This window comes from Bacillus sp. A1 (assembly GCF_042296235.1).
GTDB lineage: Bacteria > Bacillota > Bacilli > Bacillales > Bacillaceae > Bacillus > Bacillus velezensis.
This window is the reverse complement of sequence record NZ_CP141181.1, coordinates 2,356,727-2,382,415: the sequence shown is the minus strand read 5'-3', so window position 1 is coordinate 2,382,415 and position 25,689 is coordinate 2,356,727. Positions and strand designations below refer to the sequence as shown.

Genomic DNA, 25,689 nt, shown 5'->3' with positions numbered 1-25,689 from the left:
TAGATTGGCAGTTGCCACCGATCAAGTCAAAACGTTCCTGCAGAAAATCAGCCATACGAATTATATCGTCCGGGATCATCGCGTTCATCAAATCCGCGTCCTCCCGGGCGTGACTTTAATAGATATGCTGTATCGGCTCGCCGCCGGGTATCTCGGTGAAAGGCCTATAGAATTAAGACAGATTATTTTTAAGCAGCCTGTTGTAACATCTGAAGAGTTTGATAAACACCTGTATGTCACCTTTACGCCGGCGCATGACAGCTGGAAAGTTGAGATCACAAGCGAAAAAGCAAAAAACGGCACACCGCTTGGCGGAAACCGGGATGAGAATATGGAATGCCAGCTTTATTTGCAAGAAGACACGCCCCGGGCAAAAGAACTGAATATTGAAGCGTTCATGAAAAACGCAAGCCGAAAATGGGACATGCATGACATTTACGGAATTGCAAGAAGAAGCCATATTGAGCATGGCGAGTTTATGAAAAATGAAGGGGCCGTTTATCAGCTTCAGGATAAAGAAGAATTAATGGAGCTCACTCTGAGTGATTTGGCTGAAGGATTCCGGGAGAAATTTAAGGCGCATCCGGCTTTTTTAGATGCGTCCACCCTTGCCGGCTCTTCCTTTGCATTGTCGGCCCAAAAGCAAAATGACACACCTTATATTCCTTTTATGATCAATCGTTTTTGCATGTATCAGCCGTTTCCGAAAACGATTTACACTTATTCTATGAAAAACAGCCGCACTGAAAGCGGCGTATCAGACAGCGAACCTGATGTTTATTCGGCCGACTTCACGATTTACGACAGGGCAGGGAACGTATTGGCCGAATGTGAGAAACTGACAGTAAAAAGGGTCAGACAAGCGAATATGATTACCCATCTGATAGACAAAGAGAAGCCGCCTCAGCAGAACAGAAGCGGCCGTGGAGAGCCCGAAAGTCCTGTGGCCGCAGAAGACGTGTCTGAACAGCAAACGCCGGAACAAAACATGGTGACTTACATAAAGTCGGAAATCGCCAGGCTGATCAATCGTCCGGCACAGGATATTGATGTGCGGAAAGGCTTTTATGATATGGGGCTTGACTCGGCGCATTTGCTGAAGCTTGTAAAGATATTAGAGCAGACTTTTCAGCAGCAGTTTTATCCGACACTGCTTTTTGAATATTCATCTGTCCGCCGCCTTGCGGATTACCTTATCAATGAAGCGGGCTGTGTGCTGAAAGATTCGGCCGAAGAACGGCATACATCAGATGCTGACATCGCTGATGAGGTTCTGTTTTTTGAACCCGCCTGGAAAGATCATCCGCTGGAAACGGCGGTGCAGAACGGGCAAAAACACACCCGTCATCTCATTATCGCTGCCGATGCAGAACCCCGTCTCACCGGTGAACTCGGCATACATTGCCCGGAAGCGGAAGTGATAGAACTGAAAAGGGAGCATGAGGCTGCAGATGAGCAGTTTGGAGCAGATGCCGAGCGTATATTTCGTATGCTCAAACGGGAACTGACAGACCATCCGAAAGAACATACATTGATTCAGCTTGTATGCGCCGTTGAGAATGGAGCGGCATTGTCTTCCGCTCTCGGGGCTATGCTGAAAACGGCACATCTGGAAAATCCGGCTCTTCGCACTCAGGTGATCACCTTCTGTGACAAGAATGAGAGATTGCCAAGTGAGACGGCCGCAATCATTAGAACAGAAGCAGACTGCTCTTATGCAGGCTGCACAGACATTCGGTATAAAGACAATATGCGGCAGATCAGATTGTTCGAACGTATTGAGAAACTGGACGGGCAGACACAGTCTCCTTGGAAACAAAACGGTGTATATGTCATTACAGGAGGCCTCGGCGGTCTTGGATTTCTGCTTGCCCGTCATCTTGCAGAAAAAGAAAAGGTGAAGCTCGCACTCATCGGCCGTTCGCCGGAACAGTCTGAGAAGATCAGCAGACTGAAAGCATTGGGAGCAGAAGTTCTTTACGTTCAAGCGGACATCGGCAGCAAAGCCGAAACAGAGCGGGCATTTGCTCAGATTACAGAGACTTTCGGCCGGCTGACGGGCATTTTTCATTGCGCCGGTGTTTTAAAAGATCAATTTATCATCCAAAAAGACAGTTCTGACTTGAAGCAGGTGTTCCTGCCGAAAATCAGCGGCCTGATTCATGCGGACGAAGCTTCACGGCATGAACCGCTTGAATTTTTCGCCGTTTTTTCCTCATTCTCGGCGTTGGCCGGAAATGCGGGCCAGACAGATTATGCCGCGGCGAACGCTTTTATGGATGAATATATGAAATATCGCGATTGCAAAGCGGAAAAAGGCGAACGGAACGGGGCTTCTATGACGATCAACTGGCCGCTTTGGGAAGATGGCGGCATGCAGGTTGACAGCCTGATGAAAGAGATCATGAATGATGCAACAGGCACCAGCCCGCTACCGGCCGGGGAAGGGATGGCTTCACTAGAATATATGCTGCGACTCGGCAAACTGCAATCCGTTATTTTATACGGGAAAGAGCCGGCTGTAACTGAAAGCATGGGCCGATTGGGTCCAAAGGGAGACAAGAACGGATCTTCATTATCCAACGCAGCTGTCAAGAGAAGAAGCCGAAAACAAGAGAGACATACAGAAGAGCATGATATTGCGGTAATCGGATTGGCGGGAAGATACCCGCAGGCGGGAAGCAATGATGAATTTTACCAAAATCTGCGCTCAGGTAAAGACTGCATTACAACAATGCCGAAAGACAGATGGAAAGGTTATTCTTTCTCATATGAAGCAGATCAGTTCTACCGTTACGGAGGATTTTTAGATCGCATAGACAGCTTTGACCCGCTGTTTTTCAATCTGACTCCGCGCCAGGCTGAAATGATGGACCCGCAGGCGCGGCTGTTTTTAGAGACGGCTTGGGAAGCTTGTGAAGATGCCGGTTTTTATCAGGACAGAACGGCGCGCGGGCCATCTTCACAAAAAAGAAAACGCGTCGGGGTATTCGCAGGTGTGTTTTGGAGCCATTATGAGCTGTTCGGCGCTGAAATTACACAGCGGGGCACACCGCTGTCTATGGGCGTGACGCCTGCCTCTGTTCCGAATATCGTGTCTCACTGCCTGAACTTTACAGGGCCGTCAATGGCTGTTGATACGATGTGCTCTTCTTCGCTCACATCCATACATTTGGCATGTGAAAGCATTAAAAGGGGGGAGTGCGAATTCGCCATTGCCGGCGGTGTGAATGCGGTCACACACCCGCATAAATATGCGTTTTTGGCGAATGCCGGATTTCTGTCTTCAGAAGGCGTCTGCAAAAGCTTCGCCGACGGCGGTGACGGTTATGTGCCGGGAGAAGGCGTCGGCGCGGTGTTACTGACAACCGTTCAAGAAGCGGAAAGAATGGGCTGTCCGATATATGGCGTCATAAAAGGCTCCGCTTTAAACCATGTCGGAAAAACATCCGGTTTGACCGTGCCTGATCCGGCATCACAGGCGGAAGTCATTACAGATTCTTTTCAGAGTGCCGGCATTGATCCGGAGACACTGGGCTATATTGAAGCCCACGGAACAGGCACGTCTCTGGGTGATCCGATTGAAATTGAAGGGCTGAGCCGCGCATTCCGCAAATGGACAAACAAGAAGCGGTTTTGCGCCATCGGCTCTGCCAAATCAAATATCGGCCATTTAGAAGGAGCCGCCGGGGTCGCCGGATTAACAAAGGTGCTTTTGCAGCTGAAGCATGGAGAAATCTTTCCGTCATTGCACGCGGACACGCTGAATCCCCATATTCCGTTTCCGGACACGCCGTTTTATGTGGCGGATCGGCTGGAAGAATGGGAACGGCCGTCACACCCTGACCAGCCGAGAAGAGCGGGTTTAAGCTCTTTTGGCGCCAGCGGGAGCAATGCCCATTTTGTCATAGAAGAATATCTGCCGCCGCAGGCTGAAAAGAAATCAGTAAGTATACGGGAAGACGAGCCGGTTCTGTTTCTGCTTTCGGCAAAAAATGAAGAACGCCTATTAGAATATGTCAAACGGTATGACCGCTTTTTACGGGAAAAAGAAGTCAACCTTAAAGACCTGGCCTACACGCTTCAAGCTGGCAGAGAAGCGATGCCTGAACGGCTGGCATTGATCGTTACATCCGTTTGCGGCCTGCAAGCGAAACTGAAGGATGTGCTTGAACGGAAAACAGAAATTGAAGGATGTTTCCGCGGACGTGCTCAAGATGATATTTCATCAAGTGGAATGGCCGAGCTGCTGAAAAACAAGCAATATTCCAGATTGCTCACTGAGTGGGCAAAAGGAGCCGCCGTTGACTGGAGCCTGTTATACGAAGGAGAGAAGCCGAAACGGGTCAGCCTTCCTGTATATCCGTTCGCGAAGGAGCGGTATTGGGTGCCTGTGCCCGCGGATATCCGGAAACAGACAGACGAACCGGCGGAAAACCAAAAGATCATTCTTCAAAAAGACTGGAAGCAGCAAGATCCGGCGGAATCTGAAGCATTATCAGGAACAGTAATGATACTTGCAACGGATAAGACGCGCCGATTGGCCGATGCTCTTTTTAAAGGAAACAGCCATATTGAAACGATCTGTTTCATCCATCAGGCAAAAGACGGCGCCGATTATTACGCCGCCGCATCGGGGCGAAACCTTTACGGCAGAGTGCGGGAGTCTCTTCAAAACAAACAGATACTCGGGGTCGTCGACATAACCGCATATGACGCGGAATATGAACGGCAGGAAGAGATAGAACACGGAAAGCTTGCCTTTTTACAGCAGGCTCTTGAATCATTCCGTCATAGCGGCGCTGTGTTCAGCCAAGTGACACACCGCCTCCAGCCTTTCAAAGAAAGTAAACCTCTAATGCAAGGGGCGAAAACGGCGGGGCTGTACCGGATGCTGGGCGCTGAGTATGCCAACATTCATTCTTTTACGATAGATAGCGATTGTGCGATTGAGCATACAGAAGAATTAAGCAGACAGATTGAGACTGAATTTTTACAGCCGCGGGCCAAAAGCGGCAGTGAATGCTGCTACAGGCTGAATCGCCGTTATGTGCCGTTTCTGAAGCAGGGTATGAATGTTTCGGCGGCGCCTGAGCTTTCCTATTCGTCTGATGATGTGCTGTTAATAACGGGCGGATCGCGCGGGATCGGCGCAATTGCGGCGGAGCATGCCGTTTCACGCGGATGCAGGAAACTGGTCATCATGGGGCGGGAGCCGCTTCCCGATTCCTCAGAGTGGGCAGACATGAAAAAGGACGGCATTCTCCCGGAAAAAGCCGAGCGGATGCAGAGGTTAGCCGAGCGGGGCGCGGAGATCCGTTATTACAGCGTTTCTCTTACGGATCAAAAGGGGCTCCGGAACATGACGGACAGCATCCGCGGCACGATGGGACCGATTACCGGCGTTTTTCATTGCGCAGGTGCAATGGGAGAACACCCCGCTTTTTATAACAAAACCGAAACTGAAATCGAAAGCGTTTGCACGCCGAAAGTAACAGGGCTTCGCGGTCTCTATGAAGCCGTTCAGAATGAGCCGCTGTCGTTTTTTATTTTGTTCTCATCCGTTTCGGGTCTGATCCCTTCGCTTGCTGCGGGGCAAAGTGACTACGCGATGGCTAATTCATTTATGGACTCTTTTGCAAATCATCAGGCAGGTAAAGGAAACGTGTTTGTTAAAGCCGTTCAATGGCCCGTCTGGAAAGAAACCGGCATGGCTGAAGGCCTGCCGGAAACTCCTGCTTATCAAAAATCAGGACTTTCCAGGCTGTCTGCCGAAGACGGACTGAAGCTTTTAGATTACATCATATTAAACGGACAAAGCTGCGGAATTCCTTGTGTTCCAGAAGACAGTGAGGCTGATTTTGGTGATCTTCTGAAGGTGAAGAAATCTGAAGCTCCCGTGAAAAAAAGCACTGCCGGTGACCAAAAGGTGAAGGATACGATTCGTCAATGGGTGCGCACCGTTTTCAGCGAAGAACTGAAAATGACGGATGAGCAGATAAAAGATGATATGCCGTTTGATGAATACGGGATTGACTCAATACTCTTTGCGGAATTGGTTCAATCACTGCAAAAACGGATCAGCATAAAGTTAACACCGTCCTTAATGCTTCAATATCAAACGATTACAGAAATGGTTGACTATTTCGCAGCGCATCATGAAGCCGATTTTGTGACAAAAGAAAATGGTTTCGTTCAAGACAGGGACGTACAGCCTGATTTAACCGCCGCTGCTGAAGAGAGAACATCCATGAAGCCGAAAGCGGATACCGAAGACGATATTGCCGTCGTCGGCATGTCCTGCCGTTTTCCGGGGGCGGGCGGAACGGATGCTTTTTGGGAGCTGCTGATGAAAGGAAACACCGCCATCCGGCCTGTCCCCGCAACGCGTTGGCATGCAACAGCACATGCAAAGGATTATGCGGGGTGGATTGATGATATCGACATGTTTGATGCGGGCTTTTTCGGCATCTCTGAAAAAGACGCGGCAATTATGGACCCGCAGGCGCGGATCATATTAGAAGAAGCGGTTCATTCCGTTTATGATGCCGGGTACGGCCAAAAGGATTTATCGGGCCGGAAAGTCGGCGTGTACATCGGCGGCAGGGCGCAGCCTTCAGCCGGTATGGAACATATCCTGCAGGCGCCTAACCCGATTTTGGGGGCGGGGCAAAACTATTTGGCGGCCAACATTTCACGATTTTTGAATGTCACAGGGCCGAGCCTTGTCGTGGATACAGCATGTTCCTCGGGGCTGATCGGGCTGTCCTTTGCAAAAGACGCCCTTTTGGCCGGAAGGATTGACGCGGCCTTAGTCGGTTCGGTGAGTCTGCTCTTATCTCCGTCCGCGCACCGGTTATTCGGAGCGCGCCATATTTTAAATGAGAACGGCGTGTTTCATATATTCGACCGTGAATCAGCGGGAGAAGTGCTCGGAGAAGGAGCGGGGGCGGTTTTTATCAAACGATTGAGCGATGCGGTGCGGGACGGAGACCGTATTTACGGCGTCATAAAAGCCGTCTCGGTAAACAATGACGGCCGGACGCTCGGTCCCGGTTCACCGAATATAAGAGCGCAGAGAGACGCCATTCAAACTGCGCTTGACATGGCGGAAAAGTCGCCCGAAGACATTGGATATATAGAAGTGAACGGAGGCGGTTCCCCAATCGTTGATTCGGTGGAAATCAAGGCGCTCTCAGATGTCTATCAGCTGAACCGGAAAACGCTTCTGCCCTGCCGGATCGGATCGGTGAAACCGAATGTAGGGCATTTGCTTCTGTCTTCAGGTCTTGCGGGCTTCATCCGATGTGTGCTGAGCGTCTATCATAAGCGGATTCCGCCTTTCTTATCAGCGCGTGAGCCATTTGAACATTATGACTTTGAAGCGTCGCGTATTCATTTTAATCGTGAACCCGTTGATTGGCATTCAGAGAAGAAACCCCGCGTCGCAGCTCAGAGTTCATTTCCTGACGGCGGGACAAATGCTCATATCCTCGTTGAAGAATACAGAGGTGAAAGGCAGCGGGAACATCACCGGGCGCCTCAGCCGCCGGAATTCAGAAAAAAACACTACCCGCTTTTGGGCGGCTGGAACAGCACGGAGAGTGAAACGGAAAAAACAAGTAATGAAAAAACAGACATCGCGGATCTTTTAAAGAAATATGAGAAAAAAGCAGAGACAAGCACTGCACCTGCAGACTCGTTTTGGCAGGTGACAACGTGACGTTTTTAAAAGGGGACTAACCATGAAAAAAACAGTGAATCTGCGCCTGACGGCAGAACATCCCATTATGAAAAACCATCTTGTTCACGGAGAATCTGTCATGCCCGGTCTGGCCTATATTGATATGCTGTATCAGCTGGCAAAGCAAAGCCTTGATCTTTCATTCCGTTCCATCTGTCTGAAACGGGTGACCATTTATCATCCTTTATCAGTGAAACGGTCAGAGCGGCTTGATGTGAGTGTCATATTCAGTAAAGAAAAGGAGTTCTGGACAGCCTCGATTTGCGGGGCGGATTCCGGGACGGTTTTCTTATCAGCGGAGGTGCATGAAGGAGTCTTCTCATCAGATGGGCGCCTTGACGCAGAGGAGAAAAAACAACAAGCCGCACTTCCATCAGTCTCTTTGCATACGGTTTACGAAGACGCGAGAAGCCGCGGACTGTCGCATGACGGGCTGATGAAGCCGGAGGGAGAGATCTATGCAAATGAAGAGGAATGTTTCCTTGATATTCGGCAGTCTGATTCATGCCAGGAAAATCTCCCCGGCACTCTCTTTCATCCCGCGCTGATGGACGGTGCCGCCATGGCCTCCGGCGTATTGCAGACAGCTGCAGGCGCCGGTTTGTTTTTACCGATTTATTATGATTCGTTTATTGCCGCTGAGACGGTTACGGAGCGCTGTTACGCGGTGATTTCGAAAAAATCCGGCACGCCTTCTGAAATGGTGAAAATGGATATTGACTTTTACAACCCCAGCGGTGCGCATATTGCTTCACTGCTCGGCCTGACAGCCAAAAAGGTGCGGACAGACCGGCAGCTGACACCAGGCGTTCAGCAGATGGAGGAAACCTTATACCGCATTTTCTCAACATACGTAGGCCGTCCTGTCACAAGAAATGATGCGCACACCGTATTTTTTGAATTAGGCCTTGAATCGTCACAGCTTCTGGCCATTATTAAAGACATCGAAGAGGCGTTTGATCTGCGGCTGAATCCGACTCTTTTATTTGAGTGCAGCAGCATATCCGAACTGCTTGAAGACATAAAAACAAAAGGAACAGATGAATCATCCGGCCTTGTCGCGGATGCAGCACCGGTCTCTGAAACGCAATCAGGCAGTCAGACATTTACTTTCTATGAACATGAAGCATTCCTTCAGGATCATCTGGTTTTCGGCAAACCGGCACTGATGGGTGTAGTGTATCCGTGTCTGGTGCTTGAAGCATCCGGAACGTCTCATTCCGGCACGTATCCCGCCGGGCTGAAAGATATCCGTTTTACGGGCGGGCCCGTCACGCTGGAGCCGGGAGAGGCCGCACATGTTGACATTTCATTTGCGGCAGAAAAGAGTGCCGAACGCTTTACCGCAAGCTGCACTGTCTCCGGTAAAGAAAGCCGGAAGACGTGTGCCGAAGGAGAAATAAGCAGAGGTATAGAGGCACCCGTAAAAAAATCATATGACGTTGAACAAATGAAGGCGCATGCACAAAAGGTAGCACCGGATGTCATTTCCCGTCTGTACGATTCGGTTGCCGACTTCACGATAGGCCCGATGCTGAAAACGGTAACGGCGGGATACAAAATGAGTGAGAGCTCCTTTTTATTGCAGCTGGACTTATCAGGAAAAAAAGAAAAAGGCGATCTGCATCACTTTGCATTTGACCCGCTTATATTGAATTCATGTTATATGTCGCTCGGTGAAGAAGAATTGCAGCTGAAAAAGCGGATTCACGTCCCGCTCATGATTGAGAGGCTGACGCTTTACGGACCTGTCATGTCTGATACCGTCTATGTGGTGAATACAATCAAACATAAAAAAGACGGGTTTCTCTCATTTGATGCCGCAGTCCTCAGCCATACCGGGGAACAGCTGGCGGAATTGAAAAACGCGTCTGTGAAAGAAGTGCTTCAGCCAAATCGGCTTGAAAATGCGTCTTTTGCCCCGTCCGGGAATCAAAGCCGTCAGAAAACGAAAGGAAACCCGCTGGATATTGCCATTGTCGGGATTTCCGGCAAGTATCCGCAGGCCGATGATATCGATGCGTTTTGGGAAAATCTCAAACAAGGAAAGGATTGTATTACCGAAATTCCGAAAGAACGCTGGAAATGGGAACATTACTTTTCCGAGGACCGGACGGCGCCGGGAGCGATCTACAGCAAATGGGGCGGATTCATTGACGGGATCGCCGATTTTGATCCTGAGTTCTTTAAGATTTCCCCCCGTGAAGCGGAACACCTTGATCCTCAGGAACGGCTGTTTTTGATGCATGCGTGGATGGCCATGGAGGATGCGGGATATACGAGGACATCGCCTGAACTGGGCCGTCAGGTAGGTGTGTATGCCGGAGTCATGTATCAGGAATACCCGTTATTCGCGGCTGAAGCGGGAGTGAAAGGACGGCATATCGGGCTCCCCGGCGGGATTTCATCCATTGCTAACCGTGTCTCCTATTTTTGCGATTTTCAAGGGCCGAGCATTTCGGTCGATACGATGTGTTCGGGTTCGCTGACTTCATTGTACATGGCGTGCCGGGATCTGCGGGATCATCGGATTCGCGCGGCGCTTGCCGGCGGAGTGAATCTCACCGTTCATCCTAACAAGTACTTCATGCTGAGCCAGGGGCAGTTCATCTCATCTAAAGGACACTGCGGGAGTTTCGGCGCCGGGGGTGACGGCTATATTCCGGCAGAAGGAGTCGGGGTGCTGCTTCTTAAACGTTTAGAAGACGCCGTACAAGACGGAGATCGGATTTACGGCGTCATTAAAGGAGCTGCCATTAATCACGGCGGAAGAGCGAGCGGTTACACCGTACCGAACCCCAAGGCGCAGAGCGAAGTCATTTCTCAAGCTTTACAGGAAGCGGGGGTATCTCCGGGCCAGATCAGCTATGTGGAAGCGCACGGGACAGGGACGAAATTGGGCGATCCGATTGAAATCCGGGCTTTAACCGATGCATTCGGTGATGTTCCTGAAACATGTCTCATCGGGTCTGTCAAATCAAATATCGGACATGGGGAATCGGCAGCAGGCATCGCCGCTGTCACAAAAGTGCTGCTGCAGATGAAGCACAAACAAATCGCCCCATCTTTGCATGCGGATGTTTTAAATCCGAATATCCAATTTGACGAAGGTCCGTTTTCCGTCTGCCGGGAATTAACAGATTGGAAACGGATTGCAGCAGACGGAGCAGAACAGCCGCTCAGGGCGGGGATCAGCAGCTTTGGTGCGGGCGGTTCTAACGCGCATATCATTATTGAAGAATATGAGGCTCCTGTAAAACAAGCAATCAGCAGCCAAGAGCCGGCTGTCATTCTGCTGTCTGCGAAAAATGGGGAGCGTCTGACAGAATATGCGGAGCGCCTTCTTGCTTTTCTTCAAAAGAAGCATACGGATAAGCCGGACTTATTTGATGTCGCATACACTTTACAAGCGGGGCGGGAAGCGATGGATGAGCGGCTGGCTTTCATTGCGGACTCCCTTAAGGAGCTGGAGGACAAGCTCAGATCGTACTTGGAAAATGAAAACGCACCGCATCTTTACAGGGGGCGGGCGAAGCGAAATCATGAGACAGTGGCTGTGTTTGAATCTGATGAAGATTTGCAGGAAGCCATGGGCAAATGGCTGAAAAAGAGAAAGTACGGTCATTTGCTGAACATGTGGGTGCAGGGAGTCGATGTGGACTGGAACTTGTTATATTCGGGACAAAAACCCCGGAGAATCAGCCTTCCCGCCTATCCGTTTGCAAAGGTCAGATGCTGGATTCAAGATGAAGCCGAGGCGGTTTCAAAAAGGGATGACGGCAAAACGGTGATCCATCCGCTGCTTCATGAAAACACATCTGATCTGTGGGAGCTGAAATTCACCTCTGTTTTTACCGGACGGGAATTCTTTTTCACTGATCACACAGTCAATGGGGAGAAAGTGCTCCCGGGAGCCGCCGTGATCGAAATGGCCAGGGCGGCCGTTGAGCGTGCCGCATACGCTGTGCCGGACGGACGTAAAGGACTGTATTTGAAAGATCTCATATGGATGAGGCCTGTTGTTCATAAGGGGACGGATGTAAAAGTCCATATCAGCCTTATCCTTAAGGAAAATGAAGACATTGAATTTACGATTTACAGCCTATCGGAAGAACCCGGGGGAGAACGGATTATATACAGTAAAGGCACCGCGGTATCAGGAGAGATAGCAGCGGTTCCGTCAGTTCACTTAGAGGGCTGGCTGTCCGGCTGCAGCCAATCGGTTATGACGTCTGATGAGGTTTATCAGGCTTTCCGGCATGCGGGTATGATATACGGGCCGAGCCATCAAGGAATTGATCAGCTGATGATCGGAGAGAGGGGCGCTGCAGCCCGGCTGTCGCTGCCGGAAACGGCAGACAGTACCGCCGATCAGTTTGTCATCCACCCGAGTCTTCTAGATGCCGCGTTTCAGGCGTCACTGGGTGCCGGTTCAGATACTGCCGGAGACACTCCGATGCTGCCGTTTTCCCTGAGGCAGGCAGAAATATTTCAGCCGACTCAGAAAACGATGTGGGCGCTTGTCCGCAAACAGAGCGATCGGTCAGATAACGGAGCGCTGACGCTGGATATTGATTTATGTGATGAAAACGGCGCTGTTTGTATGAGATTGACAGGCTTCTCCTGCCGGGCTGTCCGGCAGACAAACCAAACCGAAAGCAAGCGGCAGGAAGTTCAGACAGCGATGCTTGCCCCTGTTTGGGACAAAACTTTCTTTTCTCTGGAAGAAAATCGAGCGGTTGATCAGGAACAATTGCTGATCATCGGAAAGCCGGGACATACCATAAAGGCTGCGGCAAAAATGTGGCCCCGCGCCCATCTGGCGGAGACGCCGGATCATTCAAGCGAGCAAACATTACGTGAATTGACAGCCGGGTATCAGGATATCCGCCATTTCTTATGGATTGCGCCGGATCGTTTCGCACCCGCATCCGTCAGTCAGGAAATGCTTGATGAGCAGGAGAATGGGGTGATTCAATGTTTCCGTTTCATCAAAGCGCTGCTGTCACTCGGGTATGGAAACCGAAACATCAGCTTTACGGCGGTCACCCGGCAGACACAGTCCGTGTATCCGGGTGATCTGCCGCAGCCTGAGCATGCAGGTGTACACGGTTTGATCGGTTCATTGGCAAAAGAATATCCGAACTGGGACATCAGGCTGATTGATACAGAAGAAGGCAGTGATTCGTCTGAGATGAAAAACATCTGGCGCCTTCCTCCAGATCCGGACGGAAATGCTGCTGCGTACCGTAACGGAGCTTGGCACAAGCAAAAAACAGTCCGAGTGCTGACAAGTTCCGCTCCGCGTATGTCGTACAGAGAAGGCGGCGTTTATGCTGTCATCGGCGGAGCGGGCGGCATTGGAGAAGCATGGAGCAAATACATGATCACCCGTTACAAGGCACGAATGATATGGATCGGCAGGCGGCCGAAGGATCAGGAGATTCAGAGCAAAATAGACAGGCTGGCGCTAGCAGGCCCCGCGCCGCATTATATACAGGCTGATGCTCAAGATGCCGCAGCGCTTAAGGCTGCCGTCCGTTCCGTAAGAGAGCAATACGGCAATATAACGGGAGTCATCCATTCCGCGATAACGCTTGCCGACAAAAGTATGGCGAATATGGATGAAGCTTCTTTCAGAAACGCTTTTTCAGCTAAGGTGAATACGAGCGTCCGAATGATCGAAGCTTTTAAGGGAGAACCGCTTGATTTTGTGCTGTTTTTCTCATCCGTTAATTCTTTCACAAAAAATGCCGGGCAAAGCAACTATGCGGCAGGGTGTACATTTCAAGACGCCTTTGCCCGCCATATCGCTTCCTTGCTTGATTGTGAAGTGAAAGTCATGAATTGGGGATATTGGGGCAGTCTGGGCGTTGTATCAGACCCGTCTTACAGAAAACGGATGGAGGCGTCAGGGATCGGTTCTATTGAACCCGATGAAGCAATGGAGGCGCTGGAAGTCTTACTATCAGAACCGTTCAGCCAAGCGGCATTCATTAAAGCTGCTCCGCACGGCTTAGCCGCGCTGACGGATCAAGATGCAATATCGGTTGTATCCGGCCCGAAGCCTTCATTTATGGAAAGCGTCAAGCGGCAAAATCCGGATCGGAATGAACGGCTTGAGACTTTAAAACGAGAAATGGAGTTGCGCATATGAACAGCCTTCTTTGCAAACTGCTCTTTTACCAATTACAGTCAATCGGGTTTTTCAGCGAGCCTGTCACCACAGCTTCAGCATCCATGCGGAGCGCCGGTGTGATCGGCACATACGGCAGATGGCTGGAAGAAAGCCTGAATCTATTAAAAGAAAACGGATATATCGCGTATGACGGATACACGGTCACCCTCCTCACGGATCAGCGCCCGGACGGCCGCACAGTCTGGAATGAGTGGGATGCCCATAAACGCCTGCTTCCCAATGGGGAGCTTGCGCAAGCTGAATTGGCCGAGGCGACGATAAAAGCGATGCCTTCTATTTTAAAAGGAGAACGTCCGGCTACGGATATCGTATTTCCCGATTCATCAATGCGGCTCGTTGAAGGTGTTTATAAGCATAATCCTGTCGCGGATTATTTTAATGAAGTGTTGGCAGATTCCGCGGCCGCTTACTTGAAAGCTTATCTTACAGAACACCCCGATGCCCGCATCAGGCTGATAGAAGTAGGGGCCGGGACGGGCGGAACGAGCGCCATGCTGTTTACAAAACTGAAACCATTCGCAAAACAGATTGCGGAATATTGTTATACGGACGTTTCTAAAGCTTTTTTAATGCATGCCGAACAGGAATACGGACCTGATGTGCCGTATTTGACAACAGCCTTGTTTAATGCGGAGGAGCCTTGCGAATCACAAAATATCAAAACGGGTGTTTACGATATTGTCATCGCCGCCAATGTGCTTCACGCCACAAAAAATATCGGTTTGACACTTCGCCGTCTGAAAGCGCTCCTGAAATACAACGGGATGATTCTGATAAACGAAATCAGCGATCGTTCTGTTTTTACCCATTTAACCTTCGGGCTGCTTGACGGGTGGTGGTCCTATGAGGATGCTGAGCTTCGGATTCCGGGAAGTCCCGGCTTATATCCAAAATCATGGGAGTGTGTGCTGCATTCGGAAGGATACAGAGCGGTTTGTTTCCCTGCTGAAACGGCTCATGATTTAGGTCAGCAGATTATCGCAGCTGAGAGTGACGGACTCGTCCGGATGCAAGGGATCAGAGACGGCAGAAAGCCATACGCCGCCCCAGCCGAAGTTTTCCGAAAGCCCGCGCAGCCTGTTTCCCGCAGCCGCGCGCCAGAGGAGCATCAAGCTGTAAAGGCTGATGGGGAATCGGTCGCTTCCCATGTCCGCTCTGTCATCAAAACAAGTATTGCCGATGTATTAAAAATGAAAGAAGAGGATATTCAGGAAGAACTGAATTTCTCTGAATACGGCATTGATTCCATTTTGGCCGTCAATGTGATTAATGAGATGAATAAGCGATTGAATCTTACACTGCAGACAACGATTTTATTTGATTACTATCATGTGAAACTGCTGACCGGTTATATCTCGGCAGAATATGAAACCATCATAGCCTCATCTCTGGAGACCGAAAGAGCGAAAATCCGCCCGGCGCTTCAAGAAGAACGGCCTGCTGAAAAACCTCTGCAGACGGAAAGAAAGGAAACCGGTTATCAGAAACCGAAACAAGAACGTATGCCGCCTTCTTTTGCAAAGTCCGGTGACTCGGGAATGTTCCGGGTTGTGATTGACCGTCCGGGCGGCATTGAAGATCTGATGATTGCCCGCAGTGAAGTGCCCGAGACAAAAGATGACGAAGTTCAAATAGCCGTCCGCGCCTTTTCTTTAAATTTCGGAGACTTGCTTTGTGTCAGAGGGCTGTACCCGACGATGCCGCCTTATCCGTTCACTCCGGGATTTGAAGCAAGCGGCGTCGTGATCAAGACAGGGAGGCATGTAACATCCGTCATTCCAGGTGATGAAGTGATTGTCGGCATGGGAGAGGAATTTGGATCTCAGGCGAATCTCATCACATGTAAAGAACACCAAGTCTATCATAAACCGGCCCGGCTGACCTTTGAAGAAGCATGCGCTCTTCCCACCGTGGCGGTGACAATGATAGACGCCTTCCGGAAAGCCGGACTTAAAAAAGGCGAAAAAATATTAATTCAGACCGCGACGGGAGGAACGGGGCTGATCGCGGTGCAAATGGCTCGGCATATCGGCGCGGAAATATATGCCACGGCCGGATCACAGAAAAAAATTGAGTATTTGCATTCGCTCGGGGTCCACAATACCATTTGCTATTTAGAAGAAGATTTTGAAACGGAAATCATGCGAATGACCGGCGGCCGTGGGGTGGATGTTGTCATTAATACCCTGGCCGGTGATGCCATGCAAAAAGGAATGAATTGCCTGGCGCCGGGCGGAAGATATATCGAAATTGCCATGACTGCGCTGAAATCCGCTAAATCAGTCGACTTGTCCGTCCTTCATAACAATCAATCGTTTCACAGCGTGGATTTGCGGAAGCTGTCCCTTCAAAATCCGGATCAGGTCAAGGACTATCAATTGGAACTGCAGCGGCTGGCGGAAGAGGGAGTCATTCAGCCTGTCATCTCAAAAATCTTTTCCTTTGAAGACATAAAAGAAGCGTATCACTGTCTGGATGACCGCGGAAATATCGGGAAAATCGTCATCAGCGTTTCTGAGCCGTATCAAATGACGTACCGCCCCGAACAAAAGGATCCGGCCGATACAGTAAAATCAGCAGCTGTGTTACCTGAAAAAGAACCGATCGCGATTATCGGGATGAGCGGGCGGTTTGCTGAATCGGAGAATGTCCATGAGTTTTGGGAACACTTAGCCGCCGGACGGGATCTGATTAAAAAAGCAGACAGATGGGATGTCTCTGACAGCCAATGCCAGTATGGCAGTTTTATAGAGGACATTGAATGTTTTGACCCCGTTTTCTTTCATATATCGGGACGTGAAGCGACCTATATGGACCCTCAGCAGCGGCTGTTTTTGGAAGAATCATGGAAAGCGCTTGAAGATGCGGGATATGCGGGAGACTCGGTAAGAGGCCGGGAATGCGGCGTGTATGCCGGCTCCTGCGGCGGAGATTACCAGGCCATTTTTAAACAGCAGGGGCCCGCGCAGGCGTTTTGGGGCAATCATAATTCCGTCACTCCGGCAAGGATCGCCTATCACCTTAATTTACAAGGTCCGGCGATCACTGTTGATACAGCATGTTCCAGTTCGCTGACAGCCATTCATTTGGCATGTCAGGGGCTTTGGACGAAAGAAACGGAAATGGCGGTGGCGGGCGGGGTTTTCATTCAATCCACTCCCGCTTTTTATCAGTCGTCAAATAAGGCGAATATGCTGTCACCGACCGGACGCTGCCATACGTTTGATCAAAGCGCGGACGGGTTCGTGCCGGGTGAAGGCGTGGGAGCGGTGGTGCTGAAACGTCTTAGCGACGCCGTTAGTGACGGAGATCATGTGTACGGCGTCATAAAAGGCTCTGCAATGAATCAGGACGGCGCTACAAACGGAATCACCGCTCCAAGCGCGCTATCTCAAGAACGATTGGAACGGCATGTCTATGACACTTTTCACATTGATCCGGAAACCATTCAAATGGTGGAAGCTCACGGAACGGGCACTGCACTGGGCGACCCGATCGAATTCGGCGCCTTAACGCGCGCTTTCCGCCGCTATACGGATAAAAAAGGATATTGCGCCATCGGCTCTGTGAAAACCAATCTCGGACATGCCGCTGCGGCCGCGGGGATGGCCGGACTGTTTAAAATCCTGCTGTCGCTGAAGCATCGGCAGATTCCGGCTTCCCTGCATTTTCACCAAGCCAATCAGCATATTCAATTTGAGGACAGCCCGTTTTTTGTGAATGAAAAGCTGATACCGTGGGAACGGAACCCGGATGCACCGCGCAGAGCCGCCATCAGTTCATTCGGATTCAGCGGAACAAATGCCCATCTTGTGATTGAAGAGGCGCCGCAAACCGTGCGCCGGTCACCGGCAAAACCGGCCTGCCTCATTCCTTTATCTGCGCGGACGGAGCGTCAGCTGGAAATTCAGGCAGAACGCCTGCTGGATTCACTCAGCAAGAACAAAGACAGCGATCTGGGAAATATAAGTTATACGCTCCTGCTCGGCAGAAAGCATTTACATCACCGGTTTGCCTGTATCGTAAGCAGTGCGGACGAACTGAAGCGGGTATTATCGGAGTGGCTTGTAAAAAGAGAGTTTCCGGGTGTGTTTGTGTCCAATTTGAAGGATCAGAAGCCGGCAGAAGAAGCCGGAATGAAAACATTCGGAATGGAATGCATTGAACAGTGCCGCTCAGTGGCTTCGCCAGCACAGTACAGAGAAAGCCTGGCACATATCGCTGACCTTTTTTGCAGAGGATATGATCTTCCTTTTAGACGGCTTTTTGACGGAGGGAAATATTATAAAACGCCGCTGCCTGCCTACCCATTTTTAAAAGAAAGGTATTGGGCGGCTGATGTAAACAGTTCTTTACCAGGCCAAGCCATGAAAAAGTCTGAAACGCAAACCGTTCTCCCGTCTTCGCCGCAGCCTGAACATGAAGGGCTGATTTCTCTGAGTCCTTTAACTGAGATCGAAATGACAGCGTTTGAACCGGAGACATTGCAAAAACCGATCGTGTTACAGCCTTTGGATTGTTCTGTTTCTGTCCGGCAGCCAGAAAAAGCCGTTTTCGAAGACAATAGAACATTGCTTGAAGAATTGAGGATAAGCCTGGCAGATATTTTATTTTTGTCACCGGAAGATATTGATGCTGATGAGCCTTTCATCGACATGGGGCTTGACTCCATTATCGGGGTTGAATGGATACAAACAGTAAATAAAACGTACCACACTGAGATTACTGCCAATAAGGTGTATGAACACCCGACGCTTGAGGAGCTTGCGGAATATATAGCGGGGCAAATAAAGAAACCCGAGTATGCTGAAGCGGAGGAAACAGCGGTACGTCCGCAAATCCCGGAAGCAGAAACGCCCCTTGCCGGCATCTCTGACGGCACTTTGCGCAAAGAGCTCAAAGAAAGCCTTGCGGACATCCTGTTTCTGAAGCCGGAAGATATTGATGAGCATGAAGCATTCATTGAGATGGGGCTGGATTCTATTATCGGTGTGGAATGGGTTCAGTCCATTAATAAAACCTATCAAGCGTCTATTACGGCAAATCTGGTCTATGAATATCCGACAATCGCAACATTAGCCGGGTATCTGACCGGTTCTGTCCAAAAAGACACCGAGGAAGTACATGAGGAACATACGAAACAAAACGATATATCAGAAGAGACAGATGATCAAGAACCGCCCGAGCTGATCTGTCTTAACCCGGGTGGAAAGGGAAGACCGATTTTCTGGTTTCATTCCGCGCTGGGGGCAGTGGAGCTGTACCAGCCTGTTGCCGAACGGACCGGGCGTCCTTTTTACGGAATTCAGGCAAGAGGATGGATGACAGACCGGGAACCGATCCGCGGCATTAAAAACATGGCCGAATATTACGTTAAGCTCATACGTACCGTGCAGCACCGGGGTCCTTACGATGTAGGCGGCTATTCATTAGGGGGCATGCTCGCTTATGAAGTCACCCGGCAATTGCAGCTGGCTGGAGAAATCGTTGAGTCAATCGTCATGCTTGACTCTTTTGACTCGGCGGGTGCGCGGGAAATCAACATTCCTGATGAATTATTTGATAAAAATATGATGCTGCAGACGGTGAACATGGCTTTATTTGCACCAATCTATCAACATCCGGAACGTATTTCTGAAACCTTGATTCATCGTGATGAACTAGATGCCGATCTTCATGAAGACATATTTTTAGAGCAATTAATCGCAAAAGCCAAACAGCGGGGGTTAACGAAGACGGACGCGTTGGTGAAAAATCTGATCAGGCAGAATATAAATGTTCAGGACGCTTACGAAATCACTGATTACGAACTCCTGCCGCTTCCGGATCCGAACGGGGTGACATGCTATTATTTCCGAAATAAAAACGGTATTTTCTTGGGTGAGCTTGATCCGTATTTTACGATCAGGGCTGATATTTTATCCGCTGATTTCGTCAACTACTGGAGCCAGTGGGAAGAGCATATGACAAACATCGCCATCATGGATGTGGCGGTATCCAACCATATGACGTTATTGGCTGAAGACAGCGCAGCCGAAACGATTTCTGAATTTTGCGGCATTTTATATTCGGCTGACGGAATGGCAGAACACAGCTTCCTGCAGCTGCAGGAAAAGATACTGAACGTGCATGGTGAGATGCTGAAGCAGCCCGCCAAAACAAGACCGTAAATTCACATATCCGCCCGCCGGGTTTACTCGTAAGCTTTGGCGGGTCATTTCAAATCTTGATCACATCTTGGAGGAATGAAAATGACCAGTTTAACAAAAATCAGACAGCAGCAGCCGTACAAGTGGTACCAAACGATGAGAGAAACCTCTCCCGTTCATTACAATGAAAAGGAAGATTGCTGGGAAATCTTCACCTATGATGAAGTGAAGCGGGTGATTTCTGACTACAGTCATTTTTCTTCCGATCATAAATACTTAAGTGCGGACAAGCAGGAAAAAATGATCCGGCATATTAACAAAGACAGCCTTTTGAAAATGGACCCGCCTGAACACACCGTCTTCAGAAAATTGGTCAATCAGCCGTTCATGCCGAAATCGGTCGAGTCTCTTGCACCGCGTATAGCCGCTATCGCTGATGACCTGCTTCAGGCCGTCCGTTCAAAAGGCAGGATGGACATTATTGAAGATTACGCATTTCCGCTTCCGATTATCGTGATCGCAGAGCTTTTAGGATTCCCTCCGAAAGACAGGGATATCTTTAAAAGCTGGGTCGACCAAAGCCAGAATGTAAAAGATGAAAAGAAAATGAATGAAGTGCAAAAGCAGATGATTGGATACTTCATGCAGTTTATTTTACAGCGGAGAAAACAGCCGCAAAATGATTTAATCAGCCATTTAATTGCAGCTGATTTAGACGGAGAGCCGCTGTCAGACAAGCAATTAATCGGTTTTTGCGGCTTGTTGATCGTCGCGGGGCACGTAACGACGGAAAATGTGATCGGAAATTCATTTCTCAGTCTCAAGGAGTTCCCGGATATTCTGCCCCGGCTGCTTGAAAATAAGGCGCTCCTTCCTGACTTTATTGAGGAAGTCATCCGCCTCAGACCTTCCATTCAGCGGGTAACCCGCTACACCGCGGTTGAGAGCGAGATTGGCGGAAAAACGATTCCGGCCGGAGAAAAAGTGTATGCGTGGATTGGATCGGCGAACAGAGATGAAAAGAAGTTTGAAAATGCCGATCAGATTGACTTGGGACGAAAGCCGAATCAGCATCTGTCATTCGGTCAGGGCAGCCATTATTGTTTAGGGGCGCCGCTGGCCCGGCTTGAAGCGAAAATCGCGCTTTCCCACTTTTTTGAACAGATGCCCGCATGGCGTTTTACTGAGGATCAAGAGCCGAATCTGGTTCCGAGCCCTGTATTTCACGGCGTTGACAGGCTGCTTGTTGAGTTTTGAACGAAAAAATAAAAGAGGCTTCCACAGGAAGCCTCTTTACTCTGGGGGCTTGGAGAAATGAATGTAGGAATCGAAGCAATGAACGTGTTTGGCGGAACCGCGTATGTAGACGTCATGGAGCTTGCGGAACATCGGAACCTGGATAAAAAAAGGTTTGAGAACCTGCTGATGAAAGAAAAAGTGGTGGCGCTTCCGTTTGAAGATCCGATTACGTTCGCCGTAAATGCCGCAAAACCGATTATCGACTCTCTGTCAGAAGAGGAACGGAATCAGATTGAAATGGTGATCACCTGTACGGAATCCGGGATTGATTTTGGCAAATCCATCAGTACATACGTCCATGATTATTTGCAGCTGAAGCGGAATTGCCGGTTATTTGAGGTGAAACAGGCTTGCTATTCTTTAACGGCCGGGTTTCAAATGGGCGTGAATTTCATCTTATCGCAAACATCGCCGGGAGCGAAAGCGCTCATCATCGGAACGGATATTTCCCGCTTTTTAGTGGCTGAAGGCGGTGACGCGTTGACGGAGGAATGGTCCTATGCCGAACCGAGTGCGGGGGCGGGAGCTGTGGCGCTTTTAGTCAGCAGCACCCCTCATGTCTTTTTGCTTGATCAAGGCGCAAGCGGGTATTACGGGTATGAAGTCATGGATACCTGCCGCCCGATTCCGGATAGTGAAGCGGGGGATGCTGATCTTTCGCTCATGTCTTATTTGGACTGCTGTGAAAAATCATTTCAGGAATACCGAAAGCGTGTGAGCGGGGCGGATTATAAGAATACATTTCAATACCTTTCTTTTCATACTCCGTTTGGCGGAATGGTAAAAGGAGCGCATCGGACGATGATGAGAAAATTGGAAAAGGCTAAGCCGCAAGACATTGAAGCGGATTTTCAGCAACGCGTGCTGCCTGGGATTCAATACTGCCAGCGCGTCGGCAACATCATGGGGGCCACCGTATTTTTATCTCTTGCCAGCACGATTGATAACGGCTCTTTTGAAACGCCGAAACGCGTCGGCTGTTTTTCATACGGTTCGGGCTGCTGCTCTGAATTTTACAGCGGTGTCGTTATGCCGCAAAGCCGGACGCGGCAGAATCAATTTCAGATCAGCCGGCATTTGGATGAACGCGTCCGTTTATCGATGGCTGATTACGACCGGCTGCTCCAAGACAGCGGCATCGTAAAATTCGGCACAAGAAATGCCGCGCCCGCAGCAGACATCCCGAATGCGCATCAAGGAAAAGCGCGATTGGTGCTGGCTGAAATAAAAGAGTTTCACAGAAAGTATGAATGGACGACCTAGTATCAGAAACACTCAGAGCCGGAAAGGCTTGAGTATTTTTAAAGAAACGGAGAATAAACATGAATCCAATGATTGATGTACAGGAAACAGAACCGGGCATTGTGCAGGTCACAATGCAGGATACGGCCGGGAAAAACGGGCTGTCAGAAGAGTTTGTCAGAGAGCTGCACCGGGTATTCCAAGACATCAATGCCCATCCGTCCTATAAAACCGTCCTTCTGACGGGTTACGGAAATTATTTCTGCACGGGAGGAACGCAGGAGGGGCTTTTGACCATTCAGAGCGGAAAGCTCCAATTTACAGATTTAAAGCTTCACAGTCTTTTATTGGATTGCAGGATTCCCGTGATTTCCGTCATGCAGGGGCATGCGATCGGAGCCGGCTTTACGATCGGTCTGAGCTCGGATTTCGTGATTTTAAGCAGGGAGAGTTTTTATTCTTGTAATTATATGAAGTACGGATTTACACCGGGAATGGGCGCGACGTATATTGTGCCTGAAAAACTGGGAATTGTCCTCGGGGAAGAAATGCTGTTTACGGCCGCGAATTTCAGCGGCGCCGCTCTGGAAAAACGGGGAGTTCCGTTTGAAGTGCTGCCGAAAAAAGACGTCCTTCAAAGAGGCCGCGAATTAGCCCGGCTGCTGGCGGATAAACCGAGAGCCTCACTGGTTGCGCTGAAAACCAATGTGACCGCACGGATGAAAAGAGAGCTGACAAAAGCGGTTGAGGAAGAGGTGAACATGCACGAAGCCACATTCCATCTTCCTGAAGTAAAAGAGAGAATCAGCCGCTTATACGGCAGTTAAACAGAATGAAAAAAGCATGGGAAGCCCCATGCTTTATCACTGGTCCGTCTTTTGCAGAACGGAGCCTGCGAATTGTTCTTTAATTTCGGCGCTCCGGGCTGCGGTTTCTGCGATGCAGTGCATGATGGCTTCTTCAAAGCGGCGCTCGTCTAATGCGCGAAGGCCTGCTTCAGTCGTGCCGCCCGGGCTTGTGATTTCCTTGCGCAGGCGTTCAGGCCGTTTGCTGCTTGTTCTGAGCATTTCCGTCGCCCCGGCCATGGTTTGTAAAATCAGCTCTTTTGCCGTTTCTTCCGGCAGGCCGGCTTGAAGGGCGGCCTTTTCCATTGCTTCGACATACCGATACACATAGGCGGGACCGCTTCCGGCAATGGCTGTGACGGCGTCAAGGTGTTTTTCTTCAAAGCGCGTCGCTTCTCCGATTGTTTCCAGAAGCTCTTTTGCCGTCCGGATTTCAGCTTCACTCGCCTCGGAGCTTGCGGAAAAACCGGTCGCCGATTGCTGAATGGCCGCGGATGTATTCGGCATCGCCCGGATGATGGTGAGCTTTCTGCCGAAATATTGCTGAATCGTGTGAATCGTCAGCCCTGCGATGACAGAAATCACAAGCTGATCTTTCACGTATTCGCGAATGTTCTCAATGCTTTCTGCCGCATCTTTCGGTTTAAAGGCGAGAACGATAATGTCGGTATTGCTGAAAAATTCTTCTTTATCCCGGCACGGTTTCACTCCGTACGTTTTTTGGAGCTCTTCAAGCCGGCTGTCATTTGACCGGTTTGTCATATATATATGTCCGGGGGCTGTCATTCCGCTTTGCAGCAGTCCGTTCACCATTGCTTCCGCCATTGATCCGGCCCCGATAAAACCGATTTTCTTCATATAAATCCTCCTTCTTCTCAAAACACAAAAAAACCTTCCCGTCAAAAAGGACGAAAAGGTTTCGCGGTACCACCTTACATTAGCACGAATCAGCCGTGCTCAGCTCAAATCCCGTAACGAGGGGATACGTTTAGGTTTTCCTAACCGCTCTGAGGGCAGGTTCTGTAAACAAGAGGGCCGCAATGTCTTTCAGCCGGGGACATTGCTCTCTGCTGCCGTTGTTTATATACTAGTTCCTCGTCATCGCGTTCCGTGTTTTCTAGTTTGTTGTTCATTATGCTATGCGCAAGAGCGGGATGTCAATCTTTTTTTCTGATAATGACACAGTGAAAAGAAAACGCTAAAATATGATTATTCAGGAATGAAAAGAACGAAGGAGCGTAAACATGGCAGCGAGAAAGATCATTCCGATACGTGTGCCGACTCCGTTTGCAGTCGGCGACGTTATCGTTTATTTAATAAAAGATGAAGCCTTAACCCTTATTGATTGCGGCCCGAATACAAAGGAAGCGGCTGAATCGCTCTCATTGCAGCTTAAGGAACACGGGGTTTCTGCGGCGGATATAGAACAGGTGGTGCTCACTCATCATCACGCAGATCATTCAGGTCTGCTCCACCTTTTTTCTGAGGATGCGGAAGTGATCGGGCATCCGCTGAATGACAGGTACATTACTCAGGATCAGTCGTATATCGCCCGGCAGGAGGACTTTTTTCTGTCGCTTATGACTGAAATGGACGTTCCCCTGACGCCTGAAGACATACATAAAACAGTTAAGCTGTCATACTTATTTTCTGCAAACCGTCCGTTAACGAAAACAGTGGGAGAAGGCGGAAAAATTGACGGGCTTAACGGCTGGACGGTGCTCGAAATCCCGGGCCATGCCGCTTCTCACATTGCGCTCTACCATGAAAAAAGCGGTGAAATGTTCAGCGGCGATCTGCTTTTGTCCAACAGCTCCACCAATCCGATTCTGGAAGCTCCGGAAAAGGGGGGCGTGCGCGCGGCCCCGATGCTCGAGTACTTGAACTCAATGAAGCGGCTGTATGACTTAAACCCGTCCTTTTTATATCCGGGACACGGCGATCTGCTGACAGACGTAAAGCCTGCTTTTGACAGGCGGCTTGAAAAACAGAGAAACCGGTCGGAATATGTGCTGCGCCTGTTGTCAGAGGAAACGCTGACGGCTTTTCAGGTATGCCGGCGGCTGTTTCCGGCTGTTTATGAAAATGAAATGTTTTTAACGATGTCAGAAACGATCGGCCATCTTGACGTGCTGGCCGCCGAAGGGAAGGCTGTATCCTTTCAGTCGGGAGATATTCTGAAGTTTAAAGCTGTGAAGGGGTGAAGGAGAA

General features: G+C 49.7%; 8 protein-coding genes. 7 read left to right on the top strand and 1 reads right to left on the bottom strand.

Translation table 11 applies throughout. The features are described 5' to 3' along the window. Positions 1–4: 4 nt before the first annotated feature. The 6 genes from U2H13_RS11645 (at position 5) to U2H13_RS11620 (ending at position 23,460) form a co-directional block, all read left to right on the top strand. Positions 5–7,723, top strand: coding sequence for an SDR family NAD(P)-dependent oxidoreductase (locus tag U2H13_RS11645; RefSeq protein WP_376700466.1), 7,719 nt, complete (start codon positions 5–7; stop codon positions 7,721–7,723). A 22-nt stretch (positions 7,724–7,745) separates the two neighbouring features. After that, complete coding sequence (locus U2H13_RS11640; RefSeq protein ID WP_376700465.1) at positions 7,746–13,901, top strand: type I polyketide synthase; 6,156 nt, start codon at positions 7,746–7,748, stop codon at positions 13,899–13,901. After that, positions 13,898–20,113, top strand: a complete 6,216-nt coding sequence (locus tag U2H13_RS11635; protein WP_376700464.1) for a beta-ketoacyl synthase N-terminal-like domain-containing protein — start codon at positions 13,898–13,900, stop codon at positions 20,111–20,113. Before U2H13_RS11640 ends, U2H13_RS11635 begins: the two co-directional genes overlap by 4 nt. 81 nt (positions 20,114–20,194) lie before the next feature. Continuing rightward, a complete protein-coding gene (locus tag U2H13_RS11630) occupies positions 20,195–21,349 on the top strand; it encodes a cytochrome P450 (RefSeq protein ID WP_029973625.1) in 1,155 nt (384 codons plus the stop codon). Between the two features lie 57 nt (positions 21,350–21,406). Then, a complete protein-coding gene (locus U2H13_RS11625) occupies positions 21,407–22,654 on the top strand; it encodes a hydroxymethylglutaryl-CoA synthase family protein (RefSeq protein WP_160216910.1) in 1,248 nt (415 codons plus the stop codon). 59 nt (positions 22,655–22,713) lie between these two features. Further along, entirely contained in the window at positions 22,714–23,460 is a 747-nt protein-coding gene (locus U2H13_RS11620) for a polyketide synthase (RefSeq protein ID WP_022553005.1), read from the top strand. A 36-nt stretch (positions 23,461–23,496) separates the two neighbouring features. Here the strand turns inward: U2H13_RS11620 and proC are convergent, their stop codons facing one another. Beyond that, the gene (proC, locus tag U2H13_RS11615; protein ID WP_021494272.1) at positions 23,497–24,336 is read right to left on the bottom strand and encodes a pyrroline-5-carboxylate reductase; all 840 of its coding nucleotides are present in this window, start codon (positions 24,334–24,336) and stop codon (positions 23,497–23,499) included. Positions 24,337–24,722: 386 nt separating this feature from the next. Between proC and U2H13_RS11610 the strand changes: the two genes are divergently transcribed. Next, a complete protein-coding gene (locus U2H13_RS11610; RefSeq protein ID WP_160216909.1) occupies positions 24,723–25,682 on the top strand; it encodes an MBL fold metallo-hydrolase in 960 nt (319 codons plus the stop codon). The last annotated feature ends 7 nt before the right edge of the window (positions 25,683–25,689 follow it).

Excerpts from the sequence above, each read along its gene's own strand:
- U2H13_RS11640 (WP_376700465.1), top strand. The coding sequence starts at position 7,746 with ATGAAAAAAACAGTGAATCTGCGCCTGACGGCAGAACATCCCATTATG.
- proC (WP_021494272.1), bottom strand. The coding sequence starts at position 24,336 with ATGAAGAAAATCGGTTTTATCGGGGCCGGATCAATGGCGGAAGCAATG.
- U2H13_RS11625 (WP_160216910.1), top strand. The coding sequence starts at position 21,407 with ATGAATGTAGGAATCGAAGCAATGAACGTGTTTGGCGGAACCGCGTAT.
- U2H13_RS11610 (WP_160216909.1), top strand. The coding sequence starts at position 24,723 with ATGGCAGCGAGAAAGATCATTCCGATACGTGTGCCGACTCCGTTTGCA.
- U2H13_RS11635 (WP_376700464.1), top strand. The coding sequence starts at position 13,898 with ATGAACAGCCTTCTTTGCAAACTGCTCTTTTACCAATTACAGTCAATC.
- U2H13_RS11630 (WP_029973625.1), top strand. The coding sequence starts at position 20,195 with ATGACCAGTTTAACAAAAATCAGACAGCAGCAGCCGTACAAGTGGTAC.
- U2H13_RS11620 (WP_022553005.1), top strand. The coding sequence starts at position 22,714 with ATGAATCCAATGATTGATGTACAGGAAACAGAACCGGGCATTGTGCAG.